Consider the following 17,304-nt stretch of genomic DNA (forward strand, 5'->3'; position numbering starts at 1 on the left):
TCCCTCCCCTACTAAAATTCGCCTTCTTTATTATTTTCCCCTTGAAAAAAAGAGGAAAATAATAAAACAACGACGAAAAGTTACATCAACTTCATAGACAATCCCTTCTTAGAAATTAAAACTGGAAGGATGAAAATATGATTTCTAATTATGTTGTGGAATGTGTCTTTTGTGAAGAAAATCGAAAACCTCGCCAAGCTATTGTCACAGTTCCCGCCACTACTCAGCTACTAGCCCTTGAAAAAGTGCGCGCGGAATGCAAACGTCGCTTCGGAAAAACTGTATTATTGCAAACAGAAATTAAAGAAGAAATAATTTTCGAACAAAAAGAAAGCTGACCATAAATTGGTCAGCTTTCATATCCGATCATATTTTCACATGAAGATTAGGGGCATCCTCTTTAAGGATCGGGATTTTCCCATTATGTACGTTCCATAATGGTCATCGAACAATATATTTCTATGCAATTAACTATTGAATAGAATAGGGCAAAACTTGTTCGCATTTTTAGAAAAGGGATAGGGATATAATTCAAGTAGTACTTCGAATACTCGAACTTTACACTCATAATATTAAAACAAATCCTTTTATATGGGAAATATGAATTACCTATATAATTCATTCGTAAAATATATTAATAGTTTGCTATATTAATTTTATCCCGCTATTTGTAGGCAGTAACCCCCTGCTGATTATAATTTCACTTTATTCCATCAATAGCATACATCCAGCTAAAACCGGTGTCATAATCATCGAAAACCTCAAAAGCGTTCGCGGTGCATAATTTGTAAACTTCGCACCAATGTATGCCCCTAACATGGTCCCAATCAATACTTGCAATAACAATATATAATCTAAATATCCTTCCGAACTATATCCTAGCCCGCCTCCAATTGCAATCGGTAATATAACAAGCATTGTTGTCCCTACAGATTGCTGAATCGTAAGTCCCAATAGAACCATTAATCCAAGTTGAATAAACGGTGCAGAACCAATCCCAAATGAACCAGCCATCATTCCAGTAACTAATCCAAGGCATACACATTTCAACAAGTATTTCACGGAAAACTCTTTATGTTTATATAAAGACGACTGTTCTTTTTTTTGGAACATAATTAATTTAATAAACATAAAAATTGCCGATAAAAATAACATCCCAGCTGTAAACCAATGAAGAAGATGTGCTGGTATAAGTGAACCAAATTTAGAACCAATATAAGAGCCAATTGCGCCAAATCCCCCAACAATCCCACCTATAATAAGTGCAACATTGCCTTCACGGTAATGACTTACAACACCTGATAATGTCGTAAATGCCATTGCAGTTAAAGATGTTGCAAGAGCAACATGAATAGGAATTTGAAATACCAAAGTGAGTATCGCGATAATAAATCCAGCTCCTCCAGCTCCAACAAATCCTAATAAAATACCCATTACTAACATTGTTATAATAATTGCCACAGACTTTCCCTCCAGTAACACAATTATCCATCATATTTATCCTTACATACAAATAAAAAGCATCCTAGACGGATGCTTTTTATTTCAATGATATGTACTTAATCTTGATTAATCAAAATAACTGCTGGACCAGCGACCACCACTCCAGCTACTTCTATCTTTTCAAATTCCTTTACTGTAATAGAGATAACTCCTTCTCTTTCCATCAATTCTTTACTCAGGACATCAGTCGGGATTGCTTTCACCGTCTTACCTCCTTTTCATTTATACAATATGATAAAATGAAACTTTAATCAGTGGGGGTTTTTTCCGTACTTATTAATTATTACCCCTCACCAATCGGACTAATAATCACCCAATGCATCTATATATATGCATCACCTCCGCTTTCATTCCTTATTCCACTCAAAAACCTTCTCCCCCTTCCGTGACATATTGAAAAATAAAAAAGAAGCTATAACATATAGCTTCCCTCTACATTTCTTTAATCTTTATGCACCGTATATTCCATGACTTTTCCATCTCTATCAAATTGGAAAACAAGCTGTTCGCTATCTATTGGAATAAAGCCACGTTCAGTCCCAAGATAATACAAAGTGATAACTCCTTCTTCCCCACTTCTCGTGTCCGTTGAAGCGCCTAACAATTGTGTAATTTCTTCATTTGATTTCCCTATTAATTTATATTTTTGTAATAGATCATCTACCATATGTATCCGTTTCTCTGCATGATTTAACCATCTATTTTGATTAAACTTTGACGTATATTCATTTACACTTAGTTGTACAGTGCATACTATTAATGGTATGAGTGCTACTATTAAAACCCCAGACATTTGCTTCTTTTCTTCATTACGATTTTTAGAAGCATATAAAATAACCCTTTGAACCATGACTAATAAAACAAATGGTATGAATACTACAAAAATGCTCCTTACACTTAAGGGCATATGGATCATATCGATGACGAATATAAATAGAATGTACATTACTATATACAAACAAAAATAGACATACAAAATGCCACATAGCATAGCGCTCAGAAAGATCCCCCCTTTTAACTCACTATATAATTCATCCTGCTAATCATTTCTCGAATCTGTTCTAATTCTTGCACTGTATATACTATTTTCCCTGCTAAGATTTCATTTCTGAAGAACGTTACAATTTGCTCCCGATCTTTTAATCTAGGTGTTTCCTCACTAGAAAGATCTATTATTTCTTTTCCATTTTCATTATAAAAATATACAACTGGTTTTACCTTTGCTTTTATACTATTAGTCTGCATTTCTTTCAAACAATTGTATAAAATTTGAGATAGTTTCTTCGCCTTATATACTGGATTCCCTTCATTTTTCACTTGTATAGTTGACGAATCTTTACCTACTATATATTCAAATGTCTCTTCTTTTTCAACTTCTTGTTGATACTTACCCATTTCATCAATCATAAATGAATATATACCAGCATTTTCTTTCGTTAAACCATGAACTAATTTCTCTTCCCATTCTTTCGTCTCAAGTAGATAAATACCAGTTTTGCACAAGATGAGATGATGGATCCGATTATCGTTTATTTCACTATTATTTTTAATAAAAACATTCGGCATGATTTGAATTTCAGCATCTAATATGATGCCTTGCTCTATGAATCCTCGCTTCATATAATGTAATGTTTCGTACGTATTCATTTCAGCGCCGTTTTTAGTATATTCTCGTAAATTTGCAATTAATTTTTGAAACATATGTATTTCATTATTATGTTTATTTTGTATTTCACTACGTTCTTTACTATGCTGCACAGCTAATTGATTTTTCATCATACGCATATTTTCAATTTCTCTATTTGCACTTACTTGTAAATCATTGTATTTTTTCTGTTCCATATTTTTCAAATTATTTTGTTGTTCTGTATGCTCTATCACCGTAGCTGCAATTTCATTTTTATACGTTTCAATCGCTTGTTTCTTTTCAAATTCTACTTGCTGACTCTCTGATTCTAACTGTTTATTTTTATAAAACAGCACAAATACTACAGCTAATAATATTAAAACCGCACCTATTAGCACATAATTCATATTTTTACCCCTTTATTTCATTTTCTATTATTTTTTTAAAATATATCTACTATAGTATACTATGGTTTCGATATAGACTTTGTAAAAGTTGTATATTTTTAATAAAGTGAAACTTTAATCAGTGGGGTTTTGTTCCTTCCCCACTGATTATTAGTTGAACCAATCGGGCGTTTACTGGCAATTGATCCCCCCTAACTTCTTTGCTTCCGCTGAATTTTGAGGTGGGAGTCTTACCGCCAGTTAATGCGGGATAAAAGGCACCTCTGACGGGGCACCTTTTATTTTCACTCTATTGTACACCATACTGAATATAACTTGGATCGTAGTATATCCATTGATTTGTCCCTAAGCAAAGCCATCCATCTTGCTTACTCCATACTCGATACGATTCACCATGATGTAACTGTCTTATAACATTTCCTTTTAATGATGGAGCGTCACGTAAATTTACATTATCACCAGTAATAGTCGCCACATAATGTTTATACTGAATATAACTCGGATCATTATATACCCACTGATTTGTCCCTAAACAAAGCCATCCATCTTGTTCTCCCCAAACTTCATATGTTTCGCCACGATTCAATTGGCGAATTACACTAGACTGCAAAGATGGTCCACTTCTCAAATTCACATTATCTCCATTAATTATAGCAACCCCGTACACTGGAGTTGCATTATTAGGCGGGGAAACATTCCCTCCACCACTTGCTCCATTCCCTTGTAAAGCTTCTAGTGAAACTGCAGCTGATACATCACAATTTCCTACACCTGAAATTTGTCCAGAATCTGTGTACTGCCATGCTGTCCACGCTGTCCATCCACCAGCATCAGCAGGCGGTGTACTCGAGTATTTAGCAATCCAAAGTGGAATATCACTTAATCCGCTAATTCCGAACTCATTAATATACCAAACTCCTGTATATAACATTACATCTTTTCCAGTAGCCTGTTTCACATAATTTATGAAGCTTCTTGCCCAATTCGATATAGCGCTACCAGTTAAATTACTATTACTCGGATCTTTTGGTGATTCTAAATCCAGAACTGGCATTAAGTCTGTCTGGTTACTTTGTAATATACTCACAAAATATTTCGCCTCTGAAATTGCATCATTTTGTTCTGGACGTGCAAAATGGTATGCACCAATTAATACATTCGCACTTCGGGCTGCTTGTACATTTTTAGTAAAAGTAGGATCAATGTAATTTACACCTTCTGTCGCTTTTGCATACGCTGCTGGAATTCCAGATGCCTTCACTGCATTCCAATCAATATTCCCTTCCCAATGAGACACATCAATTAACGTAACATTTGAACTCGATCTGTTTTGCATATAAAATCTCCTATTAATTTTTTTACTTCGTATACATACAATATGTACAAATTTCATAAGAGGACACGACATTTATGCTATAGAAACAAAGAGTAAATATATTTTGTATACAAAATAAAAAAGACCTTGTATTTACAAGGCCTTTTGCAAACTCCCTTTATTTTGTAACAAGTACATATTATAATACAAACCTTGCTCACTTAGTAATTCTTGATGTGTTCCTCTTTCTACTATCTCTCCATCATGCATCACAAAAATTTGATCTGCATCTTGAATTGTAGATAACCTATGCGCAATGGCTATCGTCGTTCTACCTTTTCGCATTTGTTGCAACGCTGTTTGAATAGCCTCTTCTGTTTCTGTATCGATATTAGCTGTTGCTTCATCTAATACTAATACTTTCGGATTCGTTGCTATCGTTCTAGCAAAAGCAATTAATTGTCGTTGACCGCTTGAAAATGCTGCACCTCTTTCTACTACTTCTGTTTCATACTGCTCTGGTAACTTTTCAATAAACGTATTCGCTTGCACAAATCGAGCAGCTTCTTTTACTTCTTCATCCGTAATTTCTTCATTATACATACGAATATTTTGCTTTACATTTCCAGCAAATAAAAATGCATCTTGCAATACGAGTCCTATTTTCTTTCTAATTTCTCGTTCTTCAAATTTTTCTAAATCTACACAGTCTATTACAATATTTCCCGACTTAATATTATAAAATCGCATTAACAAATTCATAATCGTACTTTTTCCGCTACCAGTATGCCCAACAAAAGCAACCGTTTGCCCTTGTTTCACGTGAAATGATACATTTTTTAAAACGTCACGCTTTCCATCATATGAAAAAGTAACATTTTTAAATTCAATATCTCCATCGACAACTTGAGGATTCTCATTGCCTTTTTGAACCGGTGCTAAATCTTTCTCGTCCATTAAATGAAATACACGTGATGACGAAACAAGTGCCTGTTGGAAAAAGGACAATTTCATCATCATCTCATTTACAGGTTGGAAGAAACGATGTATATAGTTAACAAAAGCATATAAAACTCCTACTTCAACAGGGCTCTTTAAAGCATCAATCCCAAATAAACCTAGTACTAACGCAATAGCTACAATATGTACTAAATCCGTAGCTGGTCGTAAAAGTAATGCGTCTAACTTCAAAGTACGTCGCCCTGCACTATAATGTTTATTATTCACTTCTTCAAACTCTTTTCTCATACGTTTTTCTTGTCTGAACACTTGAACAATATTCATTCCTTGTATGGACTCGTTCAATTTTGCATTTAACACGCTTAGTTGATTACGTACTTCTAAATAAAAAGCTGCACTTTTCCGGCGATATAATACCATAATCGCGAACATTATCGGAATTAATATGAGAGAAAATAACGCTAATTTTACATCTAATAAAAACATCGCTATTAAAATACCTACTAAAAAGACTACATTTTTCACAAATGTTGATAATACACTGACATAAAAATCTTTAATCGCTTCCGTATCATTCGTTATACGAGATACGAGCGTACCAATTGGCGTACGATCAAAGAAACTTAATGACAGCTTTTGAACATGTTCATATACTTCAACTCGCATATCTTGAACAATCTTAAAAGCAATGTTCTGAAAGTACAATAGATTTAAATACGTAAATAATACCTTTAATAAATGAGCAACTATGTAAATTACAAATAAAGTAACGAGTGCTGATCGTTCAAAATCCCGCGGTACTAGGTGTTCATCAAGGAATTGTTTAATTAAAAAAGGCCCCATCATTTCCGTTACTGTCGCACCAACTAAAAAGATAAATGCTAAAGATAGCAACCCTTTATATGGCTTCATATAAGAAAGCAATCTACTTAAATCACTTCGCTTCTTCTCTACCATCATACGCCTCCTTTCTCGACTAAAGCTTCTAATTGCTGGCTTTCATACATTTCCTTATACCAGCCGTTTTCCTTCATTAATTCCTCATGTGTACCTCTTTGTACAATTCTACCTTCATCAACAACAAGAATAAGATTAGCATGCTGAATTGCACTTAATCGGTGTGCAGTAATAATCGTCGTTTTCCCTGCTCTTTCCCTCTTTAAGGCACTTAAAATTGTCTCTTCTGTTTTTGCATCTACCGCTGATAAACAATCATCCAAAATTAAAATTTCAGCATTTGTTAATAAAGCACGAGCAATAGAGATTCGCTGTTTTTGACCACCAGATAACGAAACGCCTCTTTCCCCTACTACTGTTTCATATCCTTCTGAAAATTGGAGGATATCATTATGAATACAAGCAATCTCTGCAGCTTGGGTAATTTCATTATATGTAGCATCCGCCTTTCCAAAGGCAATATTCTCACCAATACTTGCTGAAAATAAAAAATGATCTTGCGGCACATATGAAATGGCAGAACGGACACCATGAAGTGTTAAATCTCGAATATCTCGCTCCCCAACTTTTAATTCACCATTAAAATGATCATACTCACGGATTAAACATTTTAATAAAGTCGTTTTCCCTGCACCTGTACGTCCTACAACTCCTAGCGTTTCGCCCTTCTTCAAATCAAAGTGAATATCGTTTAAATGTAACAGTTCATTTTTCTTATACGAAAATGAATCAATGGCAAATGAAACATTACCGCTCGCTATCGTATGTACAGCATTTTCTCTATTTACTACATCTGATTTTTGTGAAAGAATTTTTTCTACACGGTCATATGAAGCACGCCCACGCTCCATAATATTGAACAACCATCCAAACGCTAACATTGGCCAAACGAGGGTACCTAAATATGTCGTAAATGTAACGAGATCACCTACTGTTAATTCACCTCTTACAACTAATACCGATCCGTAACATACTGCAATTAAAAAAGAAAATCCAACGATAAGAGCGATTGTCGGATCAAATAACGAATCAATACGTGCAACTAACACATTTTTATGCACAACATCTTCTGATTTTTTTCGAAACGCCTGCAAATCTTCTTTCTCTTGTCCAAGCGATCGAATCACTTTCATTCCACTCATACTCTCTTGCACTTTATCATTAATTTCCGAAAACGATTGCTGTGCTTTATGAAACCTTTTATGTAATAACGTTCCATAATAATTTGTCGAAATGGCTACAATCGGCATCGGAATTAAACTTAACAATGTTAACTTCCAACTAATTGTAAAACCCATCGCTACGAGTACACATCCCCCAACAGCTAATGAATCAACAAGCGTTAAAACACCCGCTCCAGCAGTTTGCTGGATTGCTTGAATATCATTAGTCGCATGTGCCATTAAATCACCTGTTCGATTTGACTGATAGAAAGATGGACTCATCTTTGTAAAATGTTCATATAAATTTTTTCGTAATTGGCGAGCTAATTTTAACGAAGACCCGAAAATCATAATACGCCATATGTAACGCAATATGTACATCGTAATACCTACAATTACTAATAGTACAACCCATTTTAGTAACTTATCGGTCGTCAATGTTTCATCATTAATTTCATCTACAACGATTCCAATTACTTTTGGTGCTACGAGCTCTAAAAGTGCAACGCCAAATAATAAAATAATTCCGGTTATGTACGCTCGTTTTTCTTGTTTAAAAAACCACGCTAAATTCATAAACACTTTCATTTTTTTCCTCCTCCCTTAAAATGAGCGATGTTTTCAGTTTACCAAAAATACAGAATTTTTAAAAGTTTTAAAAACTGTAACTAACAAAAAGAAAGACACTCTTAGTGAGTGTCTTTTAGCGCTTATTTCATTTGTTGCTTGTTCATCGCGCTCATCATTTGATTGATTTTCTTTTGGGAAGGTTTTTGTCCCATTTGCATCATCATCATTTTTAACATTTGTTCGTTAATTGGTGGATTTTTTTGTAAGTAATTCATCATGTATTTGCGGGCAATGAAAAATCCTAACGCCACGCCTGCTACTAGTGCTACTACGCCCACTAGAATACCTAACCAAATTGGCATATATTTTCCTCCTTCATGTTGTCTACCTTACAGTGTACTAAAACCTTTTCAATAAGACAAGATACAATTCGACATTTTTTACACATATGTTCGTACTTGTTTTAGAGGATTCAGCCATCCGTACTTTGTATTTTCATAATCCATAGCTAAAAATGTTAATTCACACTTTCTTAACACCTCAAAGAAAGTCGTTTCCATAGAGACATTTCCAGAGGTATTCATACGAATATAGTGTGGTTTCACCATTATTTCACCGTACTCCGCTCCCGTATAAAGTGTATGTGTATGATGTGTTCTATCATATTTACCAAGAACGCGCAAAGCTTGTTCTAATTTATGATGAATTTTCATTACTTGCAATGGTTTCGTTATATACATCATTTGTTTATATAACACTTTTTTCTCCGAAAGGGACCCAGATTCTGAAAATCGAGCAAATAAATCAAAAAACAAATATTCACGACCAAAATAAGATTTCGCAATATCCTCTTGAATTAAATACAATTCATACGTTTTCATTTTTCCCCTCCCAATCTGGACAACCTTTTCCCTTCATTATATATAAGAAAATTTGCAATGATTGTCTGACTGCGGAGAGATAAAAAACTTTTTCTGTCGAAAAAACTCATTTACATAGAAAAATCTCTCCATGCCGGAGAGATTTTTCTGAAATCATTAAAGCATTTCTTTTACTTTACGAACAACGTTCTCTACAGTAAATCCATACTCTTCCATAATCTTCTCACCAGGAGCAGAAGCACCGAATGTATCGATACCTAACACATCTCCTTCAAGACCTACGTAACGGTGCCATCCGAATGTAGCACCCATTTCGATTGCGAAACGTTTTGTTACTGCTTTTGGTAATACAGATTCTTTGTACTCTGCAGGTTGAGCTTCAAAACGATCCATAGATGGCATGCTGACAACAGCTGCGTCAACGCCGTCCGCTGCTAATGCTTTTTGAGCTTCAACAGCTAGGCTTACTTCAGACCCAGTTGCAAGTAAGATAACATCAGCCGTTTCTTTCTTGCTTGCAGAAACTACATATGCACCTTTTGCTACTTTTTCATACGTATCATCTTTTGCACCTTCTAATGTTGGAAGGTCTTGACGAGTTAATACTAAAGCAGTTGGTTTGTTTGTAGATTCTAAAGCCAGTCTCCAAGCTGCAACAGATTCGTTACCATCAGCTGGACGGATAACAGAAACGTTCGGCATTGCACGAAGCGCTGCTAATTGTTCGACTGGTTCATGTGTTGGACCATCTTCACCAACAGCGATACTGTCATGTGTGAATACATACGTTACTGGCAATTGCATTAATGCTGCAAGGCGAATTGCTGGACGTAAGTAATCAGAGAATACGAAGAACGTACCACCGTAAGTTTTTAAACCGCCATGTAATGCAATACCGTTCATTGCTGCACCCATTGCGAACTCACGTACACCGTACCAAATGTTTTTACCGCTGTAATCGTCTCTTGTAAAGTCTTTTTCGTTATTCATGTATGTTTTGTTAGAACCAGCAAGGTCAGCAGATCCACCGAAGAATGATGGTACAGACTCTGCAATTGCATTAATTACAGCACCAGAAGAATTACGAGTTGCTGCTTTTGATCCTAATTCATAAGTTGGTAAGTTTTGCTCCCAACCTTCTGGAAGTTGACCGTTCATTGCTGCTTGGAATTCGTTTGCTAATTCTGGGTATGCTTGCGCATATTCACCTAGCATAGTGTTCCACTCTGCTTGCGTAGTTTCACCAACATCTTGTACTGTTTTACGGAAGTTGTCGTATACCTCTTCTGCTACGTGGAAGTCTTGTTCAGCAGTCCAAGCATATGCTTCTTTCGTTAATTTTGTTTCTTCTACACCAAGTGGAGAACCATGTGAAGCTGATTTTCCTGATTTGTTTGGAGAACCGAAACCAATTGTCGTTCTTACTTCAATTAGCGTTGGACGTTTTTCGTCAGCTTTCGCTTCTTCAATTGCTTTCGCGATTGCTTCAATATCGTTTCCATCCTCAACACGGATCACTTGCCATCCGTATGCTTTGTAACGATCTTCTACACTTTCAGAGAATGAACGATTTAAATCGCCATCTAATGAAATATCGTTTGAATCATAAAGCACAACAAGACGACCTAATTGTAAATGAGCAGCTAATGAAGATGCTTCAGCAGAAACGCCCTCCATTAAATCTCCATCACCACAAATAGCGTATGTATAATGATCTACTACATTATACGCATCACGGTTATATTTAGCAGCTAAATGTCTTTCAGCCATTGCCATACCTACAGCAGTTGCAATACCTTGTCCAAGTGGACCAGTCGTTGCATCTACACCAGCTGTATGACCGTACTCAGGATGTCCTGGAGTTTTGCTTCCCCATTGACGGAAGTTCTTTAAGTCATCCATTGTTACATCATAACCAGATAGATGAAGTAGGCTGTATAATAACATTGAACCATGACCTGCAGATAATACGAAACGATCACGGTTAAACCACGTTGGGTTATTTGGATTGTGTTTCATAAATTGAGTCCATAATGTATAAGCCATTGGTGCTGCACCCATTGGCATTCCTGGGTGACCAGAGTTTGCTTTTTCAATCGCATCGATGGATAATGTGCGAATCGTGTTGATAGAAAGTTGTTCGATTGAATGTGACATGCTATTCTTCCCTTCGCTTATATTAGTAAACGTTTTATACATTTATATGATAGCTTCCCACGCAAGATTATACAACATGTATCGACAAATATGTTGATATTTTTTTGATTTTTTATAAAAAAATCAATGTTTCCGGGAATGTATGGGCATTCAATATGACATACTTTTTCATTATTTTTATTTTAAAAAGAAAGAGAATTATCTGTATATTTATACAAATTTCTTCTATACTTACGTTTTTAAATACGTTTTTAAAAATATAAAAAGCATCTAACTTCGATGCTTTTCAAATAAGTTAAACAATCCGTTTGCGAATCGAACTTGAAATCAAATCAATTATAATTACCATTAAAATAATACCTAATAAAATAATCCCAACACGAGACCAATTCCGTGAACTCAGCGCAAAAATTAAAGGTGTACCAATCCCTCCTGCTCCGATAACCCCTAAAATCGCAGCGGATCGTACATTAATTTCAAATCTGTATAACGTATACGATAGAAAGTCTGGTAACACTTGTGGTAACACTGCATACCAAAGTATTTGAAAACGGTTTGCTCCTGTTGCTAGTAACGCTTCCGTCGGTCCTTTATCTATGTTTTCAATTCCTTCTGAATATAGTTTTCCTAACATTCCAATAGAATGTAATCCTAAGGCTAATACTCCTGCAAAAGAGCCTGGACCAACAGCTTTTATAAATAAAAGAGCCATAACTAATTCAGGAAACGTACGAACAAAACTAAGTACAAATTTTCCAGATCCTGAAGTTAATTTTCCACTACTCATATTCGTTGCCGCCCAAAAGGCAAACGGAACAGATAAAAATGCAGAAATAAATGTACCTAATATCGCAATTGCCAACGTATCAATTAATCCATGCAATAAATCTTCACCATCTGGCAAAGATACATACGACCAGTCTGGATTCAATACCCCTGTCATAATTGCTTTCGTGATTTCACCTGCTGTGTCCTTTATCCCTTCTAATGGTACTCCTGAAAAGGCCCAAACATAAACAAATGTAATTGCTATAAAAATAACCCAGCGATATAAACTCAGTTTCTTTGGTTTTGGCACAATCATCGTCGTTCTATTCATTATAGTTTCTCCCGCAACAATGTACTAATGTAGTCAATTAACAAAACAACAATAAGGGTATAAATAATTATAGAAGCAGTTTGTTGATATTGTAAAAATCCAAGTGTACGATCATAATATAGTCCAATACCACCTGCTCCTACTAAACCTAGGACAGCCGCTGCACGTACATTCACCTCAAATGTATATAGTACATAGGAAACAAAGTGTGCTTTTACTTGTGGAATGACTCCATAAACAATCCATTGCACCTTAGTAGCCCCTACAGCTGTCATCGCTTCTAGTGGGCCAGGGTCAATTGATTCAATTGATTCATACAACAATTTCGCTACAAGTCCAATTGAAAAAAAAGTAAGAGCCAAAATACCTGGAAGTGGCCCAATTCCAAAAATCGCTACGAAAATAGCCGCCAATAATAAATCTGGTATCGTTCGTATAAAATTTAAAATCATTCGAGCTGGACTATATAAAAATGTGTTAGTAAACACATTACTTGCTGCAAACAATGCAAGTGGAATAGCTAAAATCGCTCCTAAGGTCGTCCCAATAATCGCCATACGTATTGTATCTAACATCGCTGTTGTAATAACTTGAAAATAACTCCAATCAGGTGGCACCATTTCTTTCAATAGATCTACCATATTTGGAAAACCGTCTACCAGTTTTGAAAATGATGCATCTACTTGTACACTACTACTCCACAGCATTAAAATAACTAAAATAAACGTTAACATATGTTTCAATTTACTCGGCGGCTTCGGTATTTCATTTGAATATATCGTCATGTCATTCATTTTACTGCCACCTCTAATAATTCGCTTTTCTGAGCAACGTCCCCATAAATTTCAGCAAATTTTTCATCCGTTGCTTCTTCTACTAAACCGTCAAAAACAATTTCTCCTGCATGTAATCCGATAATGCGTGTCGCATATTGTCTAGCCAAATCAATAGAATGTAAATTTACAATTGTCGTGATTCCAAAATCTTCATTAATTTTTTTCAAATCATCTAGCACTTGCTTTGTCGTAAGTGGATCTAACGATGCAACAGGCTCATCTGCCAATATGATTTTTGCTTCTTGCGCCAATGCTCTAGCTATCGATACACGTTGCTGTTGTCCTCCTGATAATTCATCAGCACGTGCATATGCTTTTTCTAAAATATTCACTCTTTTTAATGCTTGAAATGCGAGCTCCACATCTTCTTTCGGAAACAAACCTAACGTTGTACGTAGTGTGGAATGATATCCAACACGACCAGCTAATACATTTTTTAATACTGTTGATCGCTTTACAAGGTTAAAACTTTGGAAGATCATACCGATATCCCGGCGCATACGCCTTAATCCTTTTCCTTTCGCAGAAGTAATAGACTCACCTTCAATAATAATTTCTCCTTCGGTAATCTCATGAAGACGATTTACGGATCTGAGAAGTGTAGATTTTCCGGCTCCGGATAATCCGACCATTACAATAAACTCACCTTTTTGAATCTTTAAATTTATATTATTCAATCCCTTTGTGCCATTCGGATACATTTTGGAAACATTTCGAAACTCTATCACACATCTTACCTACTTTCAATGTATTATCAATAACTAAAAAACGGCAAACTAACTGAAATCTCACACCTTCCAGCTAGCCGCCATTTCACTATGTATTATTGCGTCTTCACTGTCTTTCCATATTCACGAACAATATCAAATTTACTATCATCAGATTTAATATATCCTTCATGGGAATATACTTCTTTAATGATTTTACGGCCTTCCTCATTTTTTCCAATTTCAATGAAAGCATCTTGTAATTTCTTACTCCACTCTGCATCTAAATCCGAGCGTACAGAAATTGTATCGTTCGGAATTTTCTCAGTAAATTTCACTATTTTCGTTTGATCAAATATATTCGGATAATCTTTTTTTACAATATTACGAGCATCTTGGAATACAACAGCTGCATCTACATCACCATTTAAAAGTGCAATAAGTGACTGATCATGGCCTTTTAATGTAACAGGTTTCACATCCTTTAGCGGATCAATTCCCTCTTTTAATAGAACAGCTGCAGGCCATACATATCCTGCTGATGATGTTACATCTTGATAACCAATTTTTTTACCTTTTAAATCTTTTACACTATTTATATTAGAGTCTTTTTTAACAACAAACTCAGATTTATAATAGTCTACTAAATCTTTTGTAGGAGCTCCTGTTTCATCCTCTACTCCAAAACGTTGTGCTTGCAAAATTACATTAGCAGCCTTCTTTTCATGTGCTAACACGTACGCTGTTGGCGGTAAAAACCCTACATCTACTTGTTTAGATGCCATCGCTTCTACAATTGTATTGTAGTTAGTTGAAATACTAACTTTTACCGGAATATTTAATTTATCGCTTAATAGCTTTTCCAATGGTTTTGCCTTCGCCTCTAGAGTATCCGCATTTTGAGAAGGAACAAATTGAACATTTAAGGTCTTTGGTACATAACCTTTTTTCGTATCTTCATTTTTACTTGCACTTGATTCTTTCGCTCCGCAGCCACTTAATAATCCCGCCGCTAGTACAACTGTTGTACTCATTGCAAAAACTTTTTTCAACATATTAATGCCTCCATTTTTCTTGTTATGAAATAAGCTTCCGTAAACATGAAGAAATATATCACATATTTTGATGCACAATTTGTTATTTACAGAATCTTTACACATTCTATACATTCACATCAAAATTCACTTCACATATTTGATATGATGAATTGGAAGATAACAATAGAAAAGGTGAGTCATATTGGAACAAAATCAAACTGTAACTTTAAACATCTTATTAACAAGCGATATACATGGCACTGTTTATCCCATTTACTACCAAGATAACTCCCCGGCAGAACTTGGTTTAGCTAAAATTTCTACTCTTATAAAAAAAGAACGTTCCCAAAATACAAACGTTCTTTTAATTGATAATGGTGACTTCATTCAAGGAACACCATTTACTTATCATTATGTTACATACGAAAAAAACAAAAAAAACCCAATGTCCTTATTAGCGAATTACCTACAGTATGATGCTGCAGTTATCGGCAATCATGAATTTAATTACGGGATGGACATATTAAATAATGCTGTGACTACTGCGAACTTCCCGTACCTATCAGCAAACATTTTAGATAAAAACATAAAGAAACCCTATTTCGGAAAACCTTATATAATCAAACAGATTGAATCAAATATAAAAATTGCTATTTTAGGGGTAACAACACATTACATCCCAAATTGGGAACAGGCCCATCATATTAAAGATTTACTATTTGAAGATGCATTAGAGACTACAAAAAAATGGGTTTCTTATATTCACGAACACGAGAAACCAGATTTATTAGTCGTAGCCTATCACGGTGGATTTGAAAGTGATTTACAAACCGGGGAACCGACTGAAGTGTTAACAGGTGAAAACCAAGGATATGCAATGTGCCAGGAAATTGAAGGCATAGATCTTTTACTAACAGGTCATCAACACCGAGACATTTCTCACACAATGGCTAACGGTGTAACAATTTTACAGACCGGATGCAATGGACACTCAGTTGGAAAAGTAAAAGTAACATTCGAAAAAATGAAACATAAATGGGTGAAAAAAGAGAGTTCTTCTGAATTATTATCTGTACAAGGGGTTGAAGCGGACCAAGATGTACTTTCATTGGTAGCCGATTACGAAGAGAAAACACAAAAGTGGCTTGATCAACCTATTGGAATTATTGAGGGGGACATGAAAATTTCAGATGCTATGCAAACTCGTTTGCATGATCATCCTTTTATCGAGTTCATAAATAAAATACAGATGGATATAGCTAATGTATCAATTTCTTGTACAAGTTTGTTCCATAATACATCTCCAGGCTTCCCAGAACATGTAACAATGCGTGACATCGTTTCTAATTATATTTATCCAAACACATTAAAAGTAATTAGAATAACTGGAGCAGATATAAAAGATGCTCTTGAACTCTCTGCTTCTTATTTCACATTAAAAACAGATGGATCCATCATCGTAAGCCCTACCTACATAGAACCAAAACCACAACATTATAATTATGATATGTGGGAAGGGATTTCATATGTATTAAACATTTCAAAACCAATTGGTGAAAGAGTAGAATCTTTACAGCATAAAAGTGCTCCTCTTAATATGAATGACGAATATGACGTTGTAATGAATAATTATCGTGCAAGTGGCGGGGGAAATTTCTTTATGTTTCAAAACAAACCGATAGTAAAAGATATACCCACTGATATGTCTGAACTTATCGCTAATTATATATTGGAACATAGAACGATAGAAGCAACCGTTAATAACAACTGGAAAGTTATTAAATAAGGATTTTTACAAATAAAAAAGATGGGCTTCGCCCATCTTTTAATTTAATTTTGCATTATCTTGCTTTTTTAAAGCTTTTAATTTCGTCGGTGTAACATCTGTACCTTCTTCGTTAACAACTTTAATACCTTTAAGTTCGTTTAACATATTTTGACGAAATCCTTTTAAATATTGTTCACGTAGCGATTGACGCTCACGTTGCTCTTCTTCAGTTAAACCTTCAGCTTTTGCTTTTTTCGCTAAGAAGTTAATGCGTTCAACGAGTTCGTGATTAATCATCTCGAATCCCCCTTCTAATC

The 17,304-nt window shown here is 35.2% G+C and carries 17 protein-coding genes; 2 read left to right on the forward strand and 15 right to left on the reverse strand.

Annotation, left to right across the window (positions count from 1 at the left end; translation table 11 throughout):
• The first annotated feature begins 137 nt into the window (after positions 1 to 137).
• Positions 138 to 338 carry a DUF3903 domain-containing protein gene (locus NZ044_RS18075; RefSeq protein ID WP_000625226.1) on the forward strand — a complete coding sequence of 67 codons (201 nt, stop codon included), beginning with the start codon at positions 138 to 140 and terminating at the stop codon, positions 336 to 338.
• Between the two features lie 367 nt (positions 339 to 705).
• On the opposite strand, the gene NZ044_RS18080 is transcribed toward NZ044_RS18075, so the two are convergent.
• From NZ044_RS18080 to NZ044_RS18145, 14 genes are all read right to left on the reverse strand, one after another.
• Entirely contained in the window at positions 706 to 1,461 is a 756-nt protein-coding gene (locus NZ044_RS18080; protein ID WP_000974664.1) for a sulfite exporter TauE/SafE family protein, read from the reverse strand.
• A 98-nt stretch (positions 1,462 to 1,559) separates the two neighbouring features.
• A complete protein-coding gene (locus NZ044_RS18085; protein ID WP_000644411.1) occupies positions 1,560 to 1,706 on the reverse strand; it encodes a BC1881 family protein in 147 nt (48 codons plus the stop codon).
• Positions 1,707 to 1,945: 239 nt separating this feature from the next.
• On the reverse strand, positions 1,946 to 2,494 hold the full coding sequence (locus NZ044_RS18090) for a hypothetical protein (RefSeq protein WP_016077370.1): 549 nt from the start codon (positions 2,492 to 2,494) through the stop codon (positions 1,946 to 1,948).
• A gap of 23 nt (positions 2,495 to 2,517) precedes the next feature.
• Positions 2,518 to 3,537: an NERD domain-containing protein gene (locus NZ044_RS18095; protein WP_016077369.1), complete on the reverse strand. Its 1,020-nt coding sequence runs from the start codon at positions 3,535 to 3,537 to the stop codon at positions 2,518 to 2,520.
• Between the two features lie 289 nt (positions 3,538 to 3,826).
• Positions 3,827 to 4,873, reverse strand: coding sequence for a GH25 family lysozyme (locus tag NZ044_RS18100; protein ID WP_001181414.1), 1,047 nt, complete (start codon positions 4,871 to 4,873; stop codon positions 3,827 to 3,829).
• Between the two features lie 132 nt (positions 4,874 to 5,005).
• Positions 5,006 to 6,769 (reverse strand): ABC transporter ATP-binding protein, encoded by a 1,764-nt coding sequence (locus NZ044_RS18105; RefSeq protein ID WP_000229515.1) that lies wholly within the window; start codon positions 6,767 to 6,769, stop codon positions 5,006 to 5,008.
• Positions 6,769 to 8,520, reverse strand: coding sequence for an ABC transporter ATP-binding protein (locus NZ044_RS18110; RefSeq protein WP_000862447.1), 1,752 nt, complete (start codon positions 8,518 to 8,520; stop codon positions 6,769 to 6,771). Before NZ044_RS18110 ends, NZ044_RS18105 begins: the two co-directional genes overlap by 1 nt.
• 122 nt (positions 8,521 to 8,642) lie before the next feature.
• Complete coding sequence (locus tag NZ044_RS18115) at positions 8,643 to 8,864, reverse strand: YneF family protein (protein WP_001123317.1); 222 nt, start codon at positions 8,862 to 8,864, stop codon at positions 8,643 to 8,645.
• A 78-nt stretch (positions 8,865 to 8,942) separates the two neighbouring features.
• A complete protein-coding gene (sirA, locus tag NZ044_RS18120) occupies positions 8,943 to 9,383 on the reverse strand; it encodes a sporulation inhibitor of replication protein SirA (protein ID WP_000860652.1) in 441 nt (146 codons plus the stop codon).
• 156 nt (positions 9,384 to 9,539) lie between these two features.
• Positions 9,540 to 11,540 carry a transketolase gene (gene tkt / locus NZ044_RS18125; RefSeq protein ID WP_000019774.1) on the reverse strand — a complete coding sequence of 667 codons (2,001 nt, stop codon included), beginning with the start codon at positions 11,538 to 11,540 and terminating at the stop codon, positions 9,540 to 9,542.
• Positions 11,541 to 11,835: 295 nt separating this feature from the next.
• A complete protein-coding gene (gene phnE / locus NZ044_RS18130; protein ID WP_098505499.1) occupies positions 11,836 to 12,639 on the reverse strand; it encodes a phosphonate ABC transporter, permease protein PhnE in 804 nt (267 codons plus the stop codon).
• Positions 12,639 to 13,433, reverse strand: a complete 795-nt coding sequence (phnE, locus tag NZ044_RS18135) for a phosphonate ABC transporter, permease protein PhnE (protein ID WP_016077368.1) — start codon at positions 13,431 to 13,433, stop codon at positions 12,639 to 12,641. Before phnE (NZ044_RS18135) ends, phnE (NZ044_RS18130) begins: the two co-directional genes overlap by 1 nt.
• A complete protein-coding gene (gene phnC, locus NZ044_RS18140) occupies positions 13,430 to 14,203 on the reverse strand; it encodes a phosphonate ABC transporter ATP-binding protein (RefSeq protein WP_000569232.1) in 774 nt (257 codons plus the stop codon). Before phnC ends, phnE (NZ044_RS18135) begins: the two co-directional genes overlap by 4 nt.
• Positions 14,204 to 14,298: 95 nt before the next feature.
• On the reverse strand, positions 14,299 to 15,237 hold the full coding sequence (locus NZ044_RS18145) for a phosphate/phosphite/phosphonate ABC transporter substrate-binding protein (protein ID WP_000915042.1): 939 nt from the start codon (positions 15,235 to 15,237) through the stop codon (positions 14,299 to 14,301).
• A gap of 184 nt (positions 15,238 to 15,421) precedes the next feature.
• On the opposite strand from NZ044_RS18145, the gene NZ044_RS18150 reads away from it, so the two are divergent.
• On the forward strand, positions 15,422 to 17,005 hold the full coding sequence (locus tag NZ044_RS18150) for a bifunctional metallophosphatase/5'-nucleotidase (protein ID WP_000437465.1): 1,584 nt from the start codon (positions 15,422 to 15,424) through the stop codon (positions 17,003 to 17,005).
• Positions 17,006 to 17,044: 39 nt separating this feature from the next.
• Here the strand turns inward: NZ044_RS18150 and NZ044_RS18155 are convergent, their stop codons facing one another.
• Complete coding sequence (locus tag NZ044_RS18155; protein ID WP_000607015.1) at positions 17,045 to 17,284, reverse strand: DUF896 domain-containing protein; 240 nt, start codon at positions 17,282 to 17,284, stop codon at positions 17,045 to 17,047.
• Between the last annotated feature and the right edge of the window lie 20 nt (positions 17,285 to 17,304).

The organism is Bacillus sp. FSL K6-1338, from assembly GCF_038006965.1.
GTDB lineage: Bacteria > Bacillota > Bacilli > Bacillales > Bacillaceae_G > Bacillus_A > Bacillus_A thuringiensis_S.